Raw genomic sequence first — 20,865 nt, forward strand, 5'->3', positions numbered from 1 at the left:
GGCCCTGTCATTCCAGCGGGTGCTGGAATACGTCGCGTTTGCATGAAAGGGATTCCTGCTTACGCAGGAATGACCTGTTGGTGCATGTGCAGGGATGAAATGATGAAAGGGATTCCTGCTTGCGCAGGAATGACTGCTGACACTTGCGCAGCGATGACATGCAGGAAGGGATTCCTGCTTGCGCAGGAATGACTGCTGACACTTGCGCAGCGATGACATGCAGGAAGGGATTCCTGCTTTCGCAGGAATGACATGATGACGCTTGCGCAGGAATGACCTGTTGGTGCGTGCGCTGGAATGACAGCGAAGCCGATTTTTTTCAATCGCATCATTTTAAGATTTAAGTACACTCCGTTTATTACGATAATTAGTTTAATTATAAAAATAAAATCGTATTTAATCAAAAAACAGTTAACGCATGAGCGAGGAGTTTATGACTTCCTTAAAAAAAGGCCGCAGCAGCAAAGAGCCGCAACCCCTTCTAAAATATCACATCCTGACTCAAGATTCTTCCTTAGAGCAGACCTTCATCCGTCTTAAGAAAGAAAGTCCTCAAAAATTAAGGCTGATCAACCCGCTTGAACTTTATCCATTAGATGAGCCGTTTTTGTCATTTAATGCCCCGTCAAATACAGCGCAGATTAAGTTAAACGATTTGTGTCTTTATCACGATACGACCGACAACTCTTATGGAATTTTAAAAATAATCGAAGGGCACGATGTCATTTCCAGGTCGGAAGAATCATTCGATTTCTGGAAAAAGTTTTTTACGCAAATCAATAAGATCACAGAAGAGATTTTTGCCAGCCACAAGGTAGAAGAAGTGGGCAAAGCGATTGGCGATGGGTTTAAGGAGTTATTCGGATTCGACGCCTACCAGATTTACACCATTGACGAAGACGGCAAATATCTGCTGCCTATCTTTTCGGACAAAACGTACGTAAAAAATCGCATGGTTTCTAATCTGGGCATTTCGGTCGATCGCGGGATAATTGGGAAGATTTTCCGCACCAGACAGCCATTGCTCTGTAATGACGTAAAGAACAATCCGGATGTGTATTATTTACCGGGCGAAGAGCGGATCGATGAATCTTTAATTGGCGCGCCGTTAGTGGTGCACGACAAGGCGTTTGGCGTTATTATCTTTCTTAAAAAAGGTTTGAACCAGTTTGACAAGAATAATTTAATTGCCGTAGAAGTAATCAGCCGCCAGACGGCGTTATTTTTAGAGAATGCCCGCCTGCTCGCCTTTGAAAGGAAAAATCGGGAACTGGCAGAAAAAGCCAACAAGTTCAAAAGCGAGTTTCTGGCCAACATGAGTCACGAAATCCGCACGCCGATGAATGCGGTGATCGGCCTGACCGAACTGTTATTGAACACAGAGTTAAACGAAGAACAACGGGATTTTTTGACGACCATTAAAGAAAGCGCTTACGGGCTGCTGGCCTTGATTAACGACATACTTGATTTTTCTAAAATCGAAGCCGGCAAGCTGGATTTAAGCGAAGAAGAGTTCGACATCCGTACGCTTATAGAGACCACCGCCGAAGGGCTTGCCCATAAAGCCGATGAAAAAGACCTTGAACTGGCGGTTTTTATCGATCCGGATCTACCCACAAATGTCATTGGCGATCCGGGACGAGTCCGCCAGGTTTTGACCAATCTGCTGGGCAATGCCATCAAATTTACGCATAAAGGGGAAATTGTAGTCGAAAGCAAGTTGCTGGATTCTTTTGACGATACTTTGAAGATTCAATTTTCGGTGAGAGATACGGGCATTGGCATTCCTAAAGAAAAACTCGATTTAATTTTTAAAGAATTTACACAGGCCGATGGCTCAACCACCCGTAAATACGGAGGCACCGGACTCGGACTGTCGATTTCCAAAAAGCTAACCGAAATGATGGGCGGCAAGATTTGGGTAGAAAGCGAAGTCAATAAAGGCTCTACCTTTTATTTTACGGTAACATTAAAACCCGGCAAGAAAAAGATAGCCAAACGGTTAATCGAACTGGAAGAGATTCACAATCTGCGCGTTTTAATTGTAGATGACAACAAAACCAATCGCTTTATTTTACAGCAAATTCTAACCAACTGGAACTTTCGTCCCGAGGCCTGCGAGGGCGGTAAAGAAGCGATTGTACGCTTAAAAAAAGCCAAACAGGAAGGCGACCCCTTTGCCATTGTGCTGTTAGACATGCAAATGCCCGAGTGGGATGGCGAAATGACGGCCAAAGCCATAATCAAAGAACCGGAACTGAAGGATGCCAGAATCATCATTCTCACCTCGTTGGGGCATCGCGGCGACGCAAGTTATTTAAAACAATTGGGTTGCAGCGCCTATCTGGTCAAACCGGTCAAACAATCTCATCTGTTCAATACCATAGTTAATGTTTTGCAACAAAGTGTGGAAGATCGCCCCGAAGCTGCAGAAAAAGAAGAAGAAAAGTTCATCACCTCTCATGTGATTGAAGAGCAAATTCGGCAGGGGATTCGCATTCTGCTGGCCGAAGACAATATGATCAATCAAAAAGTGGCGCGGAAAATCATTGAAAAGAAAAATTACGCGCTTGACATTGTTAACAACGGCAAAGAGGCTTACAAAGCAGCGCTGCGCCAACATTACGATATCATTCTGATGGATGTTCAGATGCCGGTTATGGACGGCATTGAAGCCACGAAAAAAATCAGGAGTAAACTTGACGGCCATCGTCATATTCCGATTATCGCCATGACGGCTCACGCCATGAAAGGCGATCGGGAAAAATGTCTGGCCGCCGGTATGGACGACTACATCTCCAAGCCCATCAAGCCGGACGATCTTTACGCGATGATTGAAAAATGGACCGATAAATAACGTGTCTTCGCTGATTTAGTGGTACGGAAAGAGGGCTGAATGTTCTACAAAAGTCCGCAAAGCGAGGTTTATTCTAAAAAGCGCTTTTCAAGTAAAAAATCGATTAGCTTTTGCAAGGTATCGCCTTTCAAGTTTTGAAAGGCCGGCATAAATAAAGCGCCTTCGCGAATAACTTTTTCAACTTCCGCGCGCTTCAGTGTTACATCGGCCAGATCGGGATACAGCAGGTTGGGCGATTGACCGCTTTTTCCATGACAATGAGAACAGGCCTCATAGTAAATCACCGCCGGATCATCGGTCTGGGGACGATAATTACTACTCTGCACATTGGTCAAAAAATAGATGCTGAAAACAATGGTTAGCAAAACAAAACCAATAAAGGGATACCAGCGTCTCATTTGAGAAAATGTCATAGCTAAACATCTTTCGTTTTAAAGACCTTTTGCCATAATACCGTGGCCATGCTTCCCTGCTGAATGAGCCAATCGCGATAGGCGTAAATCGAGTTAAAATCGGCCGTCAGTTTTTTGCGCACCGTGCGCATGGAATCGGAACGATAAATATTGAAACGGCGCAGGGCCATGACAGAAAGTCCGTCCAGGCTGGCAAGGCTTCGGTAAAAAATGGAGCCTACGCCAAACCGATAGCCGGCATTGCGGCTTAATGCCAGAATTTGGCGATTAAACTGACCAAAGGGATAACTGATAGACACCACGGGCTTTTGCGCAATCTGCTCCAGTATTATTTTACTACGTTTTAATTCGTCTTCGCACTGGCGGAGCGGCATGGCTTTGAAAGACCTGTGCGAGGCGCCATGGGAGCCAATCTCAAAACCGCTATCCGCTAAAAACTTCAGCTCTTGCGCGTTAAGGTGAACGTATTTTTTGCCGCCGAACTGAACGTCCCAGTCGTTACTCTTACCGATATAATCTGTTGGAATGTACACCACGCCTTTAAAACCGCATTGCTCCATCAAGGGATAGGCTTGTTCAATAACCGAGCGGTATCCATCGTCAAAGGTAATAATTAAGGCGCGGGGCGGAAGTTTCTCCGGCGCTTTGATCAGGTCTAAAAAGGTAACGCTTTTAAAGCCCTGTTCATGAAAGATACGCAAATCGCGTTCAAAATCATCCGGATGGCGGGCCGTAAGACCGATATCCATTCGTTTGCTGATTTTGTGATAATTTAAAATGACGATATTTTTAGTTTGCATCTTTTAATCAGATGTTAAGTTCCAAGAGTTCAAAAATGTTGTAAAAATCCTGATTGTAGTAATCGGCCACCATGCGATTGGTTATTTTGCCTTTGTAAATACCGATGGCCGGCACCAGGCCGGGTTCTTCCAGGAGGGCGTCTTTAAGCTCTTTTAAAGCCAGAACTTTAATGTAAGGGAGTAATTTTTTGGTCAGCACACGGCTGGCAGTCTGCGGCACCAGCGCGCCAATATTGGGCACACAATAGTGCACCACGCCTTCCACGATAAATGTAGGCTGATCGTGGTTGGTCAGATGCGAGGTTTCCACCACATGGGCTTCGGCCACGGAAATATCGATCAACACACTGCCTTTTTCCATCAGCCGGATCATATCGCGCGTAATCTTTATGTCGAATTCGCGTTTTAAGGAATGAATGGCCACCACCAATACGTCGGTTTGAGGCAACAACTCCCTCAGTAAGTCATCATTATATGCCTGAATGTGAATCTGGGGCACCTCTTTATGCGCCTCTTCTATTTTTTCCGGTTTTAAGGTCAGTAAATTGACTTTTACGCCCAGATCGTGGGCTATGGCGGCAACGGTTCGTCCAACGGTTCCGGCGCCCACAATGGTCATAGTGGAGGGGCGCGAGAACTCGGTGCCGGTTAGCAGTTTTCCCTTGCCGCCTTCGGGCGTGGTTAACAACATGGCCGAAAGAAACACCGCCATTTTCCCGGCGATCTCACTCATCCCAACCAGCAGCGGGTATTTTCCATCTGCATCCTGCAAAAGCTCGGCGCTGATAAAGGTGCTTTTGGTGTTAACCAGGGCCGTCAGACGATCGGCCTGATGTATTAAATTCATGAACGAAAGTAAAATATGATCGGCGGTTAACAGTTCAAATTGAACCGGATGCGGCGGCTGCACCTGAATAATCAATTGAGCCTTACTAAACACTTTTTCCATGGTGGGCAAAATAATGGCGCCGGCTCTTTCGTACTGCAAGTCATCAAATCCACAGCTTTCGCCTGCTCCGTTTTCTACGTAAACCGTTAAACCGTTTCGCGTTAATACGCCCACGCCTTCGGGGGTGATCATCACCCGACTTTCGTAAGGCTTGAGTTCTTTGACAATACCAATATTAAGCATGACCGACCATTTGTATTACATTTAACTTATCAACATTAATTATTTTTTGCGCCACTTCAAAAATTTTTTTCTCATCCAGCGCGTAAATCATCTCGATTGATTCTTCCAGCGGCACCTGTTTTCCGAAATAGATTTCATTTTTAGCCAGACGACTCATGCGGTGCGCTGTGTTTTCCAGCCCCAGAAGCAATTGTCCCTTCAATTGTTCTTGCAGCCTTTTTACCATTGTACGGCTGATTTCTTTTTCGGTTACTTTTGCGATTTCCTTAAATAACAATTTTAAGGCCTTGCCTCGCTTTGCCGGATCGGTTCCCAGATAAAAACTGAATATACCGGTATCCATAAAAAAGTCAAGCGCAGAGTAGACCATATAAGCCAGCCCGTGTTTTTCGCGAATGGTCTGAAAAACTCTGGAACTCATTCCCCCGCCCAGATAGGCGTTTAAAGCATGCAGGGCAAATCGATCTTCCGAAGCGTAAGGAAGCGCTTCCAGACCGACGACAATATGCGCCTGGTTAAATGGTTCGTTTATTTCCAGATTAACTTTTTCTGCCGCTCTGGGCCTGACCGGCGCGGGGCGCTGGCCGTGCCGCTCAAAATGGAAGTGCTTTTCAACCAGCTTTAAGAGGCGATCGTGTTTTAAATTGCCGGCGGCGCTGATGATGATATTTTCGGGCAGGTAAAATTGTTCCATAAATTCACGCACCGTTCGAAGATCGAACCGCCGCACCGTTTCCGGTTTCCCCAATATGGGAAAGCCCAGCGGATGGTTCGGAAAAAGCTTTTCCTGAAAGACGTCGTACAGATATTCTTCGGGCGTGTCTTTAACGGCATGGATCTCTTCGATGACCACCTGTTTCTCTTTTTCGATATCCGCTTCTTTCAAAAGTGGATTACAAACCAGATCGCCCAGAACATCCACGCACACCGGCAAATGTTCATCCAGCGCAAGCGTGTAAAAGTGGGTTACTTCTTTACTGGTGTAAGCGTTTAAACTGCCGCCCAGTTCTTCGAGCGCACGGGCAATTTGCAGGCCTCTGCGTTTTTTAGTGCCTTTAAAAACAAGATGCTCAATGAAATGGGCAATACCGTTGTTTTGCTCGTTTTCGTAACGCGACCCGGCCCGGATCCAGACGCCTAAAGAAATGGACCGCACCGTTGGCAAGCGTTCGCTTATCACGGTCAGTCCATTATTTAAGATGGTCTTTTCAATGTATTGATCCATAGGCAGGATCAGATACCCTTTTTGTAAGTTGGGCGACCTGTTTTTAATTTACGGCGCAAAAAGGCTTTGCGGCTGAGGGCGATTTTTCCGTTGGGCTCGATGCGCGTTATCACCACATCGATCTCGTCGCCTTCTTTAACCACATCGGTCACCTTGTTGGTGCGCTGCACATCCAGCTCAGAAATATGCACCATTCCTTCGCGGCCGGGCAAAAATTCCACAAAGCAGCCAAAATCTTTCACGCGCTTAACAATGCCCCGGTAAGCCTTGCCCAAAACCGGCTCTTCGGTCATGGATTCGATGATGCGTTGCGCCTTGTAGGCGGCTTCCATATCGGGCGAAGCGACGGTTACCTTTCCGTCTTCGTCGATATTGATGTCGATTTCACTGCCGGCATCTTCAATAATACCGCGAATCGTTTTACCGCCCGGGCCAATGATCAATCCGATTTTATCCACCGGCACATGAAATTCGATGATCTTTGGCGCCCAGGGGCTGATCTCGTCGCGCGGTTTGTCGATGGCTTCGTTCATCTTTTCCATGATGTGCATGCGCCCTTCGCGCGCCTGCTGCAATGCGCGAGCCATAATTTCCTGAGAAATACCGCCAATTTTGATATCCATCTGAACGGCGGTTACGCCTTTGCTCGTTCCGGCTACTTTAAAATCCATGTCGCCCAGATGGTCTTCATCGCCCAGAATATCGGACAGAATGGCGATTTTGTCATCTTCTTTGATTAAGCCCATGGCAATACCGGCAACCGCGCTTTTAATAGGAACGCCCGCTGCCATCAGAGCCATGGACCCCGCGCAAACCGTAGCCATGGATGAAGAGCCGTTCGATTCGAGGACCTCGGACACCACGCGAATGGTGTACGGAAACTCTTCGGCTTCCGGAATCACCGGTTTTAACGCCCGCTCAGCCAGATTGCCATGCCCTACTTCGCGACGGCTAACGCCGCGGATTGGTTTGGCCTCGCCCGTGCTAAAAGGCGGAAAGTTATAGTGCAACAAATAGCGTTTACTCGATTCGCCTTCCAGCGCTTCCACAATTTGTTCGTCCGACTTCGTACCCAGGGTAACCACGCCCAGAGCCTGAGTTTGCCCGCGCGTAAACAGGGCCGAACCGTGCGTGCGCGGCAGCAGGTCAACCTCGCATGAAATAGGACGAATATCCACATAACCGCGACCGTCCAATCGGCGTTGTTCGTTGAGCACCATTTCACGCATCAACTGTTTTTCAAGGTCATGCAGCACCGTGGCGATCAGACGCTCGCTTTCCGGATATTCTTCCTGCAGTTGTTCGATGATCTCTTCTTTAATCGCCTTCAGCGCTTTTTGCCGTTCGATTTTTTCTCCAATGCGAATGGCCTCTTTAACGCGTTCTACCGCCAGCTCCGTTACCTTTTCTTCCAGGCCTTCCGGAAACTCCAGCTCAGGAACTTCGCGTTTGACAACGTTCAGTTCTGCGGCGATCTCTTTTTGCAGTGCAATAATTTTCTTGATGGCTTCATGGGCGTGCGTAATCGCCTCCAGGATAAAGTCTTCCGGGACTTCTTTGCCTTCGCCTTCCACCATCATAATGGACTCTTCCGAGCCGGCCACCACCAGTTCCAATTGTGAATTTTCGATTTGATCAATGGTTGGATTGATCACGTACGAATCGTCCAGTTTGCAAACGCGCACCGTGGCAATGGGGCCTTCAAACGGGATATCCGAAAAGACCAGCGCGGCCGAGGCTCCAATGCCAGCCAGCACATCCGGCTCGTTTTCGCGATCCATGGAAAGCACCGAAGCGATGATCTGTGTTTCGTAGAAGAAATTGTCCGGGAATAGCGGACGGATGGGACGATCGATCAGGCGGGCCGAAAGAATCTCTTTTTCGCTGGGCCGGCCTTCACGTTTAATGAAACCGCCGGGAATTTTTCCGGCGGCAAACATCTTTTCCCGATATTCCACCGTTAAAGGCATAAAATCGCGCTGTTCAGTCATTTCGTCATTGGCGACCACTGTGACTAAAACCATGGTGTCGCCATAGCGCACCAGCGCCGATCCATGGGCCTGTTTGGCAAGCTTCCCTGTTTCAATGGTCAGGTCTTGCCCATTCAATTCGATTGATTTCTTGATGTACATTCATTCCTCCGGGAAACAGCGATGTTAACGTCTGATTCCTAATTCTTTGATTACCTTACGATAACGGTTAATGTCTTTTTTGATCAGGTAGTTTAACAAGCGACGCCGTTGACCAACCAGTTTCAACAATCCCCGGCGCGAATGATGGTCTTTTTTGTGAGTGCGCAGGTGGTCTGTCAGGTAGTTGATCCTGGCGGTTAATAAAGCGATCTGAACTTCGGTTTTACCTGTATCCTGTGCAGATTCGCCAAACTTGGTGATGATGTTGCTTTTGTCATCTTTGGTTAAAGCCATTGAAAACCTCCATTATATTTTCAGACTTTGTTCTCGGTCTATTAATAGTTGCTTTTTTAATTCTTCCAAATTCTCAAATTTTCTTTCGTCTCTCAGGCGTTTTTTGAAAAACACCGTAATCTCTTTTCCGTAAATGTCCTGCGAAAAATCATGAATATGAACTTCAACCGTTCTTTGCGTGGAATGGTTTACGGTCGGCCGAAAGCCAATATTCAACATTCCGCGATACATCCGATCGATAACTTTTACGTCAACAGCATACACGCCGTCTTTCGGTAAAAGCTTTGCAGAATCATTAATATAAAGATTTGCAGTGGGAAATTCTAATTTTTTACCAACCAGCCTTCCTTTTACCACCTTTCCCTTCAATTCGTAAAGATGCCCTAACAGCTCCGCAGCCTTTTTCACATCGCCTTCCAGTAACAAGCGGCGAATGGTAGAGCTTTTAACGATATGTTCTCCCGTGACCAGCGGTTCCACCTTAAGCACATCAAAATGGAGCTGACGGCCAAGACGTTTTAAGTTTTCAAACGTTCCCTCACGCCCTTTGCCGAATCCATGATCATACCCCACCACCAGTAAGCGCATGCGCAGTTTGTTTAACAGAATTTCATCCACAAAGGCCTGATAGCTCATTGCGGCCAGCGCCTGATTAAACTCCAGCACGCCTACACAATCCAGATCAAACATTTTGAGCAAGTCCAGTTTTTCATCGAGCGTGGTAAGCAGTTTCACTTTTTCCGCTCCGCCGAAAAAGAGCCGCGGATGAGGATCAAACGTCAGCAAAATCGATTTTAAACCGCGTTTACGGGCTTCTTCAATCAAGCGTTCGATCAACATGTGGTGTCCCCTGTGCACGCCGTCAAAGGTGCCCATGGTCACGGCGCAATCACCAATGCTATGTATTTGTTCAAGCCCTTTTATGATCTTCATCGCCCTGCCCGACGGTTTGCTTCCAATTTTCAATGAACGCATTCAATTCAAAACTCTCTTCAAGGCAAAACGCGCCGATTTTGGTGCGCGCCAGTTCGGCCAGCATGGCGCCCACGCCTAACTTCTGCCCCAGGTCGTGCGCATAGGTGCGAATGTAAGTTCCTTTGGAAACCGTTAATTCCACTTCAACCAGCGGCGGCTGCCAGCTCAGCATTTTTGCCTGATGAATCACCACCTTTTGCGGCTCACGCTCTACTTCTTTGCCTTTGCGGGCCAGTTTGTACAGGGGCTGTCCCTTTATCTTTTTGGCCGAGTACATGGGCGGCACCTGTAACATTTCTCCCTGCATTTCGTTGATTACCGCCTCCACGTCCTGCCTTGTTATCATCTGCGTATCTTGTTCTTTTACGACCTTCCCCGTCACGTCATAGGTATCCGTTTCAACGCCCAGGCGAATCACAGCCCGATAGGTTTTATCCAGATTCATGAATTGGCTCAGGGCTCTGGTGCCCCTGCCCGCGCCCACAATTAGCAGACCGGTGGCAAAGGGATCCAGGGTTCCGGCATGGCCTACTTTTTTGATTTTAAGCGCATGTCTGATCTTATTCACCACATCAAAGGATGTCCAGTCTTGCGGTTTATTGATCAGCGCGATAAAGCCCTGCCGGGCAAGACTGGCATCAATCGGATCATTCTTCTTCAGAATCTGCATCATTCTTAATCGACTTCAATAACGAATCAATGCGCTCGGCATAATCCATGGTTTCATCGTAAAAAAAGCGCAATTCCGGTAACCAGCGGCTGGTAATAAAGGGCTTTATTTCGCTGCGAATAAACGATCGGGAGCGATTGAGCACTTCCTTTGTTTTGGCTCGCTGTTTTTCGTCGCCCAACACGGTGTAGTAAATGGTCGCTATGCGCAAATCGGGCGAAACCTTGACGCGTGTCAGGGTAACCATTCCCTTATTGGGATCATTCAATTTAAATTCGATAACTTCGCTGACCACTCTTTTAATTAAGTCGGCGTAGCGTTTTACTCTTCTGCCTTCTGCCATTTTACAAAAACTCAAAGTTAAAATTGACGATTTCGAATCCGTAGTCCGAATCCAACATTTGAAATAACTTTTGCATGGTCGTCTCCGCATTTTTATGATCGGAGCCGACCAGGGCAAAGGCCAGTTTAGCCCGCTGCCACTTGTCCTGAAAATCCACTTCGGCCACCGAAATATTGAATTTGTTGCGCGAGCGATCTTTAATGCGCTTAACGACCCCTCGCTTTTCTTTTAAAGAGGCGCTGCCGGGCACCAGAATTTCTACGGTTAACAGAGCAACGACCATCTTACGCTAATTTTCGTTTAACCTCAATGGTTTCGTAGGCCTCAATAATATCGCCTACTTTTAAATCATTAAAGTTTTCGATCTGAATACCGCATTCAAAGCCGCTGTTCACCTCGCGCACGTCTTCTTTAAAGCGTTTTAACGAGGCGATTTTGCCGTCGTAAATCTCCACATCGTCGCGCACCACTCTGATATTAGCATTGCGCGGTATTTTTCCATTGATCACATAGCATCCGGCAACGGTTCCCACGCGCGAGATTTTAAAGGTTTCGCGAACTTCGGCCTGGCCCAGCACGTTCTCTTCCAGACTCGGTTTAAGCATGCCTTCCATGGCCGATTTGAGATCGTCGATGGCGTCGTAAATCACGCGATAGGTGCGGATGTCAACGTTTTCTTTTTCGGCCAGCTCTTTGGCCTTTAGATTGGCGCGCACGTTAAAGCCGATAATCACCGCGCCGGAAGCGCTGGCCAGCAACACGTCCGATTCGGTAATGGGGCCTACGGCCTTGCGCACCACATTTATTTTCACCTCATCCGTATTAAGATTAATCAGGGCGTCGGCAAGGGCCTCGGCCGAGCCGTCCACATCGGCTTTAATAACGATGGGTAGGTCGTGCACTTCGCCCTGGGCAATCCGTTCGGAAATTTGCTGTAGGGTAAGCATTTTAACCTGTTTGGCTTCCTGCTCGCGTTTCAGCTGCTGGCGTTTGGAAGCCAGTTCACGGGCTGCTTTTTCGTCTTTCATCACCACAAAGCGGTCGCCCGCCTGTGGAATGCCTTCAAAGCCCAGCACAACCGCCGGCTGCGAAGGTCCGGCCGTTTTCATCCGTTCATTCTTTTCGTTAAGCAACGCGCGAACTCGACCGTAATGGTGCCCGGCCACAAAATGGTCGCCAACCTTCAGGGTTCCGTCCTGCACTAAAACCGTGGCAATGGGGCCTTTTCCTTTGTCCAGCCTGGATTCAATCACCACGCCCACCGCACGTTTGTGCGGGTTGGCTTTAAGATCGAGCATTTCCGCTTCTAACAGCAGTTTTTCCAACAAATCAGAAACGCCCTGACCGGTTTTGGCCGAAATTTCAGCGCACTGATAGGTTCCGCCCCAGTCTTCTACCAGAATGTCGCGCTCCGCCAGTTGCTGTTTGATGCGCTCCGGATCTGCGCCGGGCTTATCGATCTTATTGATAGCAATCACCATGTGAACGCCGGCCGCCTTAACGTGGTCGATGGCTTCGATGGTCTGCGGCATTACCGCGTCATCGGCGGCCACCACCAGAATTACAATGTCCGTAACCTGGGCGCCGCGGGCGCGCATGGCTGTAAAAGCCTCATGACCGGGCGTGTCTAAAAAGGTGATCTTTTTGCCTTCGTACTCCACCTCATAAGCGCCGATGTGCTGCGTAATTCCGCCTGCTTCGCCGGCCGTAATATTACTCTTGCGCAAATAATCCAGCAACGATGTTTTACCGTGATCCACATGGCCCATGATGGTTACAATCGGCGCTCGCGGCTCCAGCATTGACTCATCGACCTCTTCTTCTTCCTCTTCTTCCTCGCTAATAAACTCGGTGGCGAACTGCTGTTCTACTTTATAGCCATATTCTTCGGCGATCAATGTAATGGTATCGATATCCAGACGCTGGTTAATCGTCACCACAAGTCCCAGTTCAAGGCATTTCATAATCACCTCCGAGGCCGGCACATCCAGCAAGTTGGCTAATTCATTCACAGAGATGAACTCGGCCACCCGGATGATATTTTCTTCTTCGCCGTCGGTTTCATCAACTCTGGCTTTTTTCTGCTTTTTAGGCTTACGGCCTTTGGAGTCTAACGAGGCCAGGGTCTTCTTTAGCGTCTCCTGCACCTCTTTCATATCTACCTGAGATCTTTTTTTCTTCTTTTTACGGCCGGGTCTGCGAACGCCCTCTTCGCCTTCTGCTCCGGCATGTTTCAAAAATTCCTTGGGCGGCTTGCGGCGCGCGTTCTTATCTTTGCGAATCATCTCCAGAGCTTTGCGGCGCTTGCGCTCTTTCTCCGAAAGGCCGGCTTCTTCAACGACCTCCTTGGCTTCTGTTTCTTTACCTTTTTTCTTTTTCTTCTTCCCTCTCTTTTTCTCTCCTGCGGCTTCTTTGGTTTCTTCCGCCTTTTCCGTTGCGGTTTCTTCTTTCGCTTCGGGTTTCGGAGCCTTTTCCGGCTCCCGTGCCTTTTCTTCTTTTACAATTTCTTTCGCCGACGCTTCTTTTGGCTCAGGCTGCTCAGAAACTTCCGGTTCGACTGTTTCAGGCGTTTTTTCTTCCTGAGGCGCTTTAACCTGCTCTTCTTTTACTTCCGTTGCAGGGGCAACGCTTTCTTCGGCCAGCGGTTCTTTTTCGACCGCCTGTTCCTTTACTTCTTTAGTTACTTTCTTTTTCTGAGGTTTCGTTTCTTTTCTGACCGATTTAATTTTGCTTGTCCGCTTGCCCTGCGAAAGCGCTTCGGCGTCTTCTTCAATCACCTTTTTAATTTCATCGACGATGCTTGCGGTGTGTTCTTTCGTTTCATCAACGGTGGCAACTTCCACTTCCTCAGTTTCGCCGCTCTTTTTAGCCCTGCGGGCCCGAATCTCTTCCGCCTTCTTTTTATCCTGCGCAAACTTATCAAGAATTTCCAGATACACCTCTTCGGAGATGGAATCGTTAGGACCGGACACCTTAATGTCCTTTTTATCCAGAAAAGACTTAATGGTGTCAAACCCTACGTTCAATTCCTTCGAAACCTTAAATACCTTATACTTTTTTCTTCCAGCCATTTATACTCCATTTAGTATTGAACCAAAGCCAATACTCGCTAAAACTCCTCAAGACTCCTCTTCTTCATTTTCAACGTCTGAAGATTCGTCGGTAGTCTCAACATATTGCTTTGCAATTTGAATAATCTTTTCTGCTGATTTTTCACCGATGCCCGATATTTTAACCAGATTTTCCTTACCTTGTTCTAAAATTTCATGGGCATATAAAATATCAGCGTCGATTAGCTTGCGCTTAATTCCTTCAGGAATGCCGTGCAGGTCTTCAACCGAAACATTTTCATCGACGGTTGTCTCTTTTTCGTATTCTGATTCACGCAAGGGCTCAATCTGGTAACCGGTCAGTTCGGAGGCCAGTTTCAAATTTTGTCCGCCCTTACCAATGGCTAATGAAATTTCGTCATCGCGAATAACGGCCACGGCCATTTTTTCATCTTCATTCACCACCACTTTTATGGGTTTGGCAGGCGTCAGAGCGCGTGAAATAAAAATTTCCGGCTCGCTGGAATAGTTGATGATATCGATTTTTTCACCGTTCAATTCGCGCACCACCGCCTGAATCCGCACGCCTTTCATACCCACACAGGCGCCCACGGCGTCAATTCTGCGATCGATCGACTCCACGGCGATCTTGGCCCGTTCGCCCGGATCGCGCGCCACGGCTTTAATTTCCACAATGCCATCGTAAATCTCGGGTACTTCCAGCTCAAAGAGACGAATCAAAAAACGCTTATCAGCCCGGCTGACAATAATTTCCGGCCCGCGTCCTTTTTTCTGATCTTCAATCACCTCTTTGATTAAACAGCGCACGGTCTGTCCGCGGCGCAGAATTTCGCTGGGGATTTTTTCGCTGCGCGGCAGGAACACTTCTGTTTTGTCCTGATTGATGTAAATGCCGCGGCTATTAATCTGATGAATATCGCCGATTATGATTTCGCCAATGCGATTTTTATACTCTTCGATCACGTGTTCGCGCTCAAAATCGCGAATCTTCTGGGCCAGATTCTGCTTGGCCGAAGCGATCAGGCGCCGTCCAAACAACTGCGGATCAATTACCTCCACAATTTCTTCGCCGATTTCAACATCCGGGTCGATCTTACGCGCCGACTCCAGATCGATCTCGCTTACCGGATCGGTAACTTCTTCGACAACGGTTTTTTCCTGATAAATCTCAATATCCCCTTTGTCGATATTTACAATAACGTCAAAATTTTCTGTGGTGCCAAACCGCTTCTCTATCATTCCCAGAAAAATGGATTCCAGAATGTCTCGCAAATGATCCTTGTCAATTCGCTTATCTTTGGCGATTTGTGTGATGGCTTCCATTATTTCAACATTCATGTGCCTCACTCCCGAATTTTACCATTGTAATTTAACTTTTGCCTGTTCAATATTTTCTCTCTTTATCTCTTTAATTCCATGTTTGGTTTCCAGCACAATTTGCCCGGCGGAAAAATCGATCAACTTCCCCACCTCCCGCCACAGCCTATCTTCAAGCCGATGTTTCACAACCAGCGTTCGCCCGAGATTTTTCTTAAACTCCCAGTCAAACTTCAACGGATGATCCACACCGGGCGAAGAAACATCCAGGCGGTAGGTGGCAGGCAAATCATCTCTGAAATCCAGCTCATCCTGAATTTTGCGCGAAAGCAGAACGCAATCGTTCAGCGTAATGCCCTGCTCGTTGTCGGCGAAAATCTGTACCACCGGATTGCGCACCGACCCGCTGATTTTTAACTCGAGCAGATAAAAGCCTTCGCCCTCACAAATGGGCTGGATTATTTCTATTAATTTTTCTTTCAATTCCATTCCCACACTCCACATAACAAAAAAGTGGGCTCCAGGACCCACTTTTTACCGTCAAGCAAATTGCTAATTTAAATATAATTATTCGCTTTTGCAAATATTAAACACTAAAAAGACAGAATTTGCGGTAATAGATTTCCGTATCTTCAATTATCAGTATTACTAAGGATAAATCGTTTTTGTTCCGCCCAACGCGCCTTTGCAAGTTTGATGGATTACGAGTAGAATTAAACGCTGCCGGCCATGACCATATCCCTTTTTACAGGGTGACCATCATCCCCTTCGATCTATGGCTTCAAACGTCTTTTAGCAGCACATAATTCCGGAATCCGCCAATCGGCCTTTTAAAAATCTTGCGTTCTAAAAACGTGATGATGCGGTATTTCAAACTTTCGTGTTTGTGGGGCGCCCGGTGCTTATTCGGTTTGCCGCTGTATTGGAGTTTATGCTTCCAGTCCATCTGTGCAATGCGTTCTTTCATAACCGCCGGATGCGATTCTTTAAACACGCCCAGCAATTTTAAAGGGCCGTAATCAAATTCTCGCGGGGCGCTGGCGTAATAGGCTTCTGCACGCTTTTTACCCCAGTGTACGCTGTTTAAGGCCCGCGATTTGTTCTGCATCAGATGCGGAGGCCTTACCCAGCCATAGTGGTAAATTTCGGCATCTACTTTCGCCACGCGCAATTTGCGATGTCCTTTTTCCTGCCGTGGGTTATCGTAGTATTCAAAATAGCGGAAAGATTGAGCGCTTTGCCAGGAATGGATGTGCGGATCGTTGCGAATGATGCGAATTTCGTAGGGATACCAGCCATGACTGATGTGATAATGATCGTAATCGCCCCAGAAATGCTTATAACGAAAAAGCAGACCTTCCACGCGCAGATCGTCCAGCAATTGTTCGCAGCGTTTTTGAATGACCGGCAGGTACTTTTCGTGCACCACTTCATCGGCCTGCAGATAAAACAGCCAGTCTCCGCTGCACGCATTTTTAGCAATATCAGTTTGAATGGCGTTGATAACGCCCCTGTTAAAGTATTTTTCTTCCCAGACCGTATCAATAATTTTAATTTTCGGATCGCCAATCGCTTCAATGGCCTCACGCGTGTGATCGTCGGGATCGCCCTGCCCAACCGCCACCACAAACTCATCGACAATGGGTAAGATGGATTTAATGGATTCGACCACAGGATAGTACAATTTTTGTCCATTGCGGACAAAACTAAAACCGCTTATTTTCACTCACAACTCCCGTATTAATTATCATTGATCCGCAGATCATTGTACTCAATAAAGTTTTTAATTTCCTTAAAAATAAAAGGGCTGATTCTTTTAATCTCGCTTTTTATTTCATTGAACACCTGATCAAAAAATTCCTGCTCATGGCCGATGGGGTCGGGAACAGAAGGATTGACGATGGGCGACGGCCTGCGCCAGCTCTTCAACAGAATGATCTTTTCGCTGTGTTCCGGGAAATGCGTTCTCAAAAATTCGTAATGATTCATGGCCAGGGCAATCACCAGATCGCTTTCTTTCATAATCCGGGCGCTAATCGCTTGCGCTTTATGCCCTGAGATATTTATACCATGTTTTTTGGCGGTCAAAACGGCGGAGGGATGGGCAGGACCGACGGTCAGACTTAAAGTTCCGGCCGATTGAATTTTGACCACGTTTTTGAATTTGGTTTTAGTAATAAATTCTTTCAAAATACCGGCAGCCATGGGCGATCGGCAGATATTCCCGGTACAAACAAAGGTAATGACAAACTTCGTTTTACGTTTTAGTACCTTTTCGGGAGCAAAAATCTTTTCCACTTTACTTTTTTTAACGCTGCCCTCCCGTAAAATCAAATACGGCCTTTTGGTCATATCGATAATGGTAGAGCCTTTTAAATCCGGCGCCGGTCCGGCGTCTAAAATCAGATCCAATCGATCGCCAAATTGAGCGATGATCTCCTGCACGGTTGCCGCATTGGGTTTGCCAGAAATATTGGCGCTGGTAGAAGTGATCGGATTACCGAATTTTAACAACAATTTTTGATTAAAAGGAAGCTCCGCAACGCGAAACCCCACCTTGTCGGCCTGCGGCCCCGAGGCAAAATGCGCGAGGTTCTTTTTAAACTTACTCCTCAAAATCACCGTAAATTTGCCCGGTAAAATTTTCTGCAATATCTGCTTTTCGCGCGGCTCCATCACGGCGAACAACTGCTCCAGTTGATCGAGCGAGGCCACCATTAGCGAAATCGGTTGATTGGGCGAGCGGTGCTTTACGACAAACAGGCGTTCCAGAGCCTTAAAATTAAAAGCGTCCACGCCCAGCCCGTATAAGGTGTTTGTAGGATAAACAATAACGCCGCCGTTTTTCAGCACCTCAATCGTTCGCTTAATAATCTTTAAATCGGGTTTTTGTGGATTGATTTTATAATATTCCATCAATATTCAATCTTTTTATAAATTAAACAACATTAATTAACGCCCTGCGAAGATGAAGAAACGGACGCCGGCCGGGTTTTCCAGCGGCGATGCATCCAGAACCACTGCTCCGGATATTCTCGCACCCATTTTTCAAACTCGGAGCTAACTTTTTGCGTAATGGCCGTCACATCATCCTGTAAATTGCCGGTTTTTACCGGCAGTTCGATCTTTTTTGCGTACACATCAAATTTAGCATAATCTTTGCGCAATGCAATTAATAAAACAATATCGGCGCCGGTTCTAAGGTGCAATACCGCCGTGCCCACGGCCGTTGAAGAGGGCTGACCTAAAAAATTGACAAAAACGCCGCGTTTACGGGCATCTTGATCAAATGCGATGGCCACGGCCTCTTTTTGCTTTAAGGCCCTTTCGCAAACCTGCATGGCTTTTTTTGTGTACACGATTTTCATACCGAACCTGCTGCGAATCTGCGTTATGAATTGATCAACTTTTTGATTGCTTTGTTTTTTGGCAATGGCCCAGATCGGCCAGCCCTGAATGACCATGGCCTGCCCCAGCCACTCAAAATTTCCGAAATGTCCCGATACGAACAAAACGCCTTTGTTTTCCCTTTTAAGCTGCGCCAATACTTCGGGATTTTTAAAGCGCATTAATTCATCCAGCGTTCGGGGCGTAAAATGATTGATCTGCAAAAACTCCATCCATAAGTAAATAAAATTTTTGTAGATGTCGTGCAGAAATTGCTTTTCTGGCCTGGGTAATTGTTCGCCATAAACCAGATGCAGGTTCGATAAAATAACGTCCCGCCGGTAGCGAATCACTTTTTCTACCAGTATGGTTAACAAGCCGGCAAATCTTTTACCGCTTTTCAGCGATATTCTGCTAAAAATAAAAAAGAGTAGCTTTACGCTTATGTATTCAATCGTTTTCATGCGTTTGAAATTATTAAAATGATTTATAACAGGCAAATTGAACTTTTTTGCGGGGATAGTGGAAATTAATCCAGATATTATTTACATTTCACGAAAAAAATTAAGGACCTACTATGCGCATTTTGGTTGCTGTTTTATTGGTGACGCTGGCTTTGAACGCCTGCCAGGTGGATCGCAAGAGTGTTGCTTCTGACAAACCGGCAAGCAATTCGCCCCTTAAAAAGGCAAAAATAAGTTTACCACAGTTAAACGAAATTTCCGGCATTGTTGCCAGTAAGCGGAATAAAGATATCTTCTGGATTCATAACGACAGCGGAGACAAAGCACGGATTTTCGCCATCAACAGCGCCGGCGAATTGCGCCTGACCGTTGAATTGCAAAACACAAAAGCTACAGACTGGGAGGATATTACGCTGGGCAAAGGCCCCCGGGCTGGGCTTGATTATATTTACATTGCCGATATTGGCGACAACCGCGCTCGACGCGATGTAAAAACCATTTATCGTTTAATAGAACCCGATTTAAGCGCCCTGGGAGACAACCCGCTTGTAAAAATTGCCGATTATGATGCCATCCGATTTCGCTTTCCAGACGGTTCACGGGATGCCGAGACTTTGATGTCTGATCCATGGAACGGTGATTTGTACATCGTTAGCAAGCGGGAGAATCAGGTTGGCGTTTACGTACTGCCCTATCCGCAAAAAACCGATCAAATTTTAACGGCTAACTTTTTGTTGAAACTTCCCGTTACGCAAATCACCGCCGGCGACATTTCACCAGACGGCCGCCACATTGTACTTAAAAATTATGAACAAATCTTTTATTGGAAAAGGAGCAGGGAGCAAACTCTTTCGCAGGCAATGGAAAAGTTTCCCGCCTTTTTAAATTATGTGCCGGAACCGCAGGGCGAGGCCATCTGCTTTTCCGCACAGATGGATGGCTATTTTACCGTCAGTGAAATGGCCGACAGGAATTACACCGTTCTATATTTTTACCCCCATCGATTTTAATCTTTGTAAACTCTGGCTTTTAACGGCTCATTTTGGCCATGCAACAAAAAAAGGCGCAAAAGGTTTTCCTGAAATTTCTCCCCTTTTGCGCCCATTATGCGCTTTATTTTTAAGTCAGCCTATTTCGCAATAGGTCTCTTACTTTTTATATTTCACCGAGCAACCGTAAGGTTTGGTCATAAACGGTTTAACGGGCTGGTTCTGCAGCATTTTGTCCAGTGTTTCGGACAGGTAATTCCGGGCGTTTTTCAGTGAACTCTGTTTAGAAGAAGGTTGGTCGTCGATGGCGCCGGCATAAACGAGGTTGCCGTCCGGATCAATGATAAACATGTGCGGCGTGGTTTTAGCGCCATACAACCGGCCCACGGTTCCCTCTTCGTCGATCAAATAAGCCGTGTAAAAGGCCCCTTTTTCCTTTTTTAATTCTCTGATCTTCTCCGGAGCATAATGTCCCTGCTTGCCTGGCGCAGAAGAACAAATCGAAATCCAGACAACGCCCTTTTCCGTGTATTTTTTCTGAAGCGCCTGCATCGTGCCGCTATTGTAAAATTTTTTAACAAAGGGGCAGCCGTAGTTTACCCACTCCAGCACCACAATCTTCCCCCGATAATCAGAGAGCTGGTGAGCCTTGCCCTCTGCATCTTTTAAAGTAAAATCCGGGGCAGGGGCGCCCAGCTTAATCTCTCCGGCCTGAGTAAACACAAAGGCCAATAAAATAAACGTTAACACACCGGACATCAGACGCATGGGAAATCTCCTCATTTTAATTGATCTT

General features: G+C 46.8%; 19 protein-coding genes. 2 read left to right on the forward strand and 17 right to left on the reverse strand.

The features are described from left to right. Positions 1–433: 433 nt before the first annotated feature. Positions 434–2,857, forward strand: coding sequence for a response regulator (locus Cabys_RS11525; RefSeq protein WP_006930640.1), 2,424 nt, complete (start codon positions 434–436; stop codon positions 2,855–2,857). A 68-nt stretch (positions 2,858–2,925) separates the two neighbouring features. Here the strand turns inward: Cabys_RS11525 and Cabys_RS11530 are convergent, their stop codons facing one another. From Cabys_RS11530 to Cabys_RS11605, 16 genes are all read right to left on the reverse strand, one after another. Beyond that, positions 2,926–3,255 (reverse strand): c-type cytochrome, encoded by a 330-nt coding sequence (locus Cabys_RS11530; protein ID WP_006930642.1) that lies wholly within the window; start codon positions 3,253–3,255, stop codon positions 2,926–2,928. A 17-nt stretch (positions 3,256–3,272) separates the two neighbouring features. Next, a complete protein-coding gene (locus tag Cabys_RS11535) occupies positions 3,273–4,070 on the reverse strand; it encodes a polysaccharide deacetylase family protein (protein ID WP_006930644.1) in 798 nt (265 codons plus the stop codon). A 7-nt stretch (positions 4,071–4,077) separates the two neighbouring features. Then, the gene (locus tag Cabys_RS11540; RefSeq protein ID WP_006930646.1) at positions 4,078–5,202 is read right to left on the reverse strand and encodes an alanine dehydrogenase; all 1,125 of its coding nucleotides are present in this window, start codon (positions 5,200–5,202) and stop codon (positions 4,078–4,080) included. Beyond that, positions 5,195–6,427, reverse strand: a complete 1,233-nt coding sequence (locus Cabys_RS11545; protein ID WP_006930648.1) for a M16 family metallopeptidase — start codon at positions 6,425–6,427, stop codon at positions 5,195–5,197. Before Cabys_RS11545 ends, Cabys_RS11540 begins: the two co-directional genes overlap by 8 nt. Before the next feature lie 8 nt (positions 6,428–6,435). After that, positions 6,436–8,559 (reverse strand): polyribonucleotide nucleotidyltransferase, encoded by a 2,124-nt coding sequence (locus tag Cabys_RS11550; protein ID WP_006930650.1) that lies wholly within the window; start codon positions 8,557–8,559, stop codon positions 6,436–6,438. Between the two features lie 24 nt (positions 8,560–8,583). Further along, the gene (gene rpsO, locus Cabys_RS11555) at positions 8,584–8,853 is read right to left on the reverse strand and encodes a 30S ribosomal protein S15 (protein ID WP_006930652.1); all 270 of its coding nucleotides are present in this window, start codon (positions 8,851–8,853) and stop codon (positions 8,584–8,586) included. A gap of 12 nt (positions 8,854–8,865) precedes the next feature. After that, complete coding sequence (locus tag Cabys_RS11560) at positions 8,866–9,786, reverse strand: bifunctional riboflavin kinase/FAD synthetase (protein WP_006930654.1); 921 nt, start codon at positions 9,784–9,786, stop codon at positions 8,866–8,868. Beyond that, on the reverse strand, positions 9,764–10,501 hold the full coding sequence (gene truB / locus Cabys_RS11565) for a tRNA pseudouridine(55) synthase TruB (RefSeq protein WP_052304190.1): 738 nt from the start codon (positions 10,499–10,501) through the stop codon (positions 9,764–9,766). Before truB ends, Cabys_RS11560 begins: the two co-directional genes overlap by 23 nt. Next, positions 10,476–10,841, reverse strand: coding sequence for a 30S ribosome-binding factor RbfA (gene rbfA / locus Cabys_RS11570; RefSeq protein ID WP_006930658.1), 366 nt, complete (start codon positions 10,839–10,841; stop codon positions 10,476–10,478). Before rbfA ends, truB begins: the two co-directional genes overlap by 26 nt. A gap of 1 nt (position 10,842) precedes the next feature. Further along, positions 10,843–11,124 (reverse strand): DUF503 domain-containing protein, encoded by a 282-nt coding sequence (locus Cabys_RS11575; protein WP_006930660.1) that lies wholly within the window; start codon positions 11,122–11,124, stop codon positions 10,843–10,845. 1 nt (position 11,125) lies between these two features. Next, positions 11,126–13,912, reverse strand: a complete 2,787-nt coding sequence (infB, locus tag Cabys_RS11580) for a translation initiation factor IF-2 (RefSeq protein ID WP_006930661.1) — start codon at positions 13,910–13,912, stop codon at positions 11,126–11,128. 48 nt (positions 13,913–13,960) lie between these two features. Further along, a complete protein-coding gene (gene nusA, locus Cabys_RS11585) occupies positions 13,961–15,250 on the reverse strand; it encodes a transcription termination factor NusA (RefSeq protein WP_006930664.1) in 1,290 nt (429 codons plus the stop codon). A gap of 18 nt (positions 15,251–15,268) precedes the next feature. Next, positions 15,269–15,718, reverse strand: a complete 450-nt coding sequence (locus Cabys_RS11590) for a ribosome maturation factor RimP (RefSeq protein WP_006930666.1) — start codon at positions 15,716–15,718, stop codon at positions 15,269–15,271. Positions 15,719–16,010: 292 nt separating this feature from the next. Continuing rightward, complete coding sequence (locus Cabys_RS11595; protein WP_006930668.1) at positions 16,011–16,955, reverse strand: glycosyltransferase family protein; 945 nt, start codon at positions 16,953–16,955, stop codon at positions 16,011–16,013. Between the two features lie 14 nt (positions 16,956–16,969). After that, positions 16,970–18,145, reverse strand: a complete 1,176-nt coding sequence (locus tag Cabys_RS11600) for an L-threonylcarbamoyladenylate synthase (protein ID WP_006930669.1) — start codon at positions 18,143–18,145, stop codon at positions 16,970–16,972. A gap of 32 nt (positions 18,146–18,177) precedes the next feature. Then, complete coding sequence (locus tag Cabys_RS11605; RefSeq protein WP_006930670.1) at positions 18,178–19,080, reverse strand: lysophospholipid acyltransferase family protein; 903 nt, start codon at positions 19,078–19,080, stop codon at positions 18,178–18,180. Positions 19,081–19,193: 113 nt separating this feature from the next. Here Cabys_RS11605 and Cabys_RS11610 point away from each other — a divergent pair, with 113 nt between their 5' ends. Continuing rightward, positions 19,194–20,090, forward strand: a complete 897-nt coding sequence (locus Cabys_RS11610; RefSeq protein WP_006930671.1) for a hypothetical protein — start codon at positions 19,194–19,196, stop codon at positions 20,088–20,090. Positions 20,091–20,228: 138 nt separating this feature from the next. Here the strand turns inward: Cabys_RS11610 and Cabys_RS11615 are convergent, their stop codons facing one another. Next, on the reverse strand, positions 20,229–20,837 hold the full coding sequence (locus tag Cabys_RS11615) for a thioredoxin family protein (protein WP_006930672.1): 609 nt from the start codon (positions 20,835–20,837) through the stop codon (positions 20,229–20,231). Positions 20,838–20,865 lie beyond the last annotated feature (28 nt).

The organism is Caldithrix abyssi DSM 13497, assembly GCF_001886815.1.
GTDB lineage: Bacteria > Calditrichota > Calditrichia > Calditrichales > Calditrichaceae > Caldithrix > Caldithrix abyssi.

Coding starts and splice junctions, on each gene's coding strand:
- Cabys_RS11535 (WP_006930644.1), bottom strand. CDS start 4,070: ATGCAAACTAAAAATATCGTCATTTTAAATTATCACAAAATCAGCAAA.
- Cabys_RS11600 (WP_006930669.1), bottom strand. CDS start 18,145: ATGGAATATTATAAAATCAATCCACAAAAACCCGATTTAAAGATTATT.
- Cabys_RS11615 (WP_006930672.1), bottom strand. CDS start 20,837: ATGCGTCTGATGTCCGGTGTGTTAACGTTTATTTTATTGGCCTTTGTG.
- infB (WP_006930661.1), bottom strand. CDS start 13,912: ATGGCTGGAAGAAAAAAGTATAAGGTATTTAAGGTTTCGAAGGAATTG.
- Cabys_RS11605 (WP_006930670.1), bottom strand. CDS start 19,080: ATGAAAACGATTGAATACATAAGCGTAAAGCTACTCTTTTTTATTTTT.
- rpsO (WP_006930652.1), bottom strand. CDS start 8,853: ATGGCTTTAACCAAAGATGACAAAAGCAACATCATCACCAAGTTTGGC.
- Cabys_RS11575 (WP_006930660.1), bottom strand. CDS start 11,124: ATGGTCGTTGCTCTGTTAACCGTAGAAATTCTGGTGCCCGGCAGCGCC.
- Cabys_RS11545 (WP_006930648.1), bottom strand. CDS start 6,427: ATGGATCAATACATTGAAAAGACCATCTTAAATAATGGACTGACCGTG.
- Cabys_RS11530 (WP_006930642.1), bottom strand. CDS start 3,255: ATGAGACGCTGGTATCCCTTTATTGGTTTTGTTTTGCTAACCATTGTT.
- Cabys_RS11540 (WP_006930646.1), bottom strand. CDS start 5,202: ATGCTTAATATTGGTATTGTCAAAGAACTCAAGCCTTACGAAAGTCGG.
- truB (WP_052304190.1), bottom strand. CDS start 10,501: ATGATGCAGATTCTGAAGAAGAATGATCCGATTGATGCCAGTCTTGCC.
- Cabys_RS11550 (WP_006930650.1), bottom strand. CDS start 8,559: ATGTACATCAAGAAATCAATCGAATTGAATGGGCAAGACCTGACCATT.
- Cabys_RS11525 (WP_006930640.1), top strand. CDS start 434: ATGACTTCCTTAAAAAAAGGCCGCAGCAGCAAAGAGCCGCAACCCCTT.
- Cabys_RS11590 (WP_006930666.1), bottom strand. CDS start 15,718: ATGGAATTGAAAGAAAAATTAATAGAAATAATCCAGCCCATTTGTGAG.
- nusA (WP_006930664.1), bottom strand. CDS start 15,250: ATGAATGTTGAAATAATGGAAGCCATCACACAAATCGCCAAAGATAAG.
- rbfA (WP_006930658.1), bottom strand. CDS start 10,841: ATGGCAGAAGGCAGAAGAGTAAAACGCTACGCCGACTTAATTAAAAGA.
- Cabys_RS11560 (WP_006930654.1), bottom strand. CDS start 9,786: ATGAAGATCATAAAAGGGCTTGAACAAATACATAGCATTGGTGATTGC.
- Cabys_RS11610 (WP_006930671.1), top strand. CDS start 19,194: ATGCGCATTTTGGTTGCTGTTTTATTGGTGACGCTGGCTTTGAACGCC.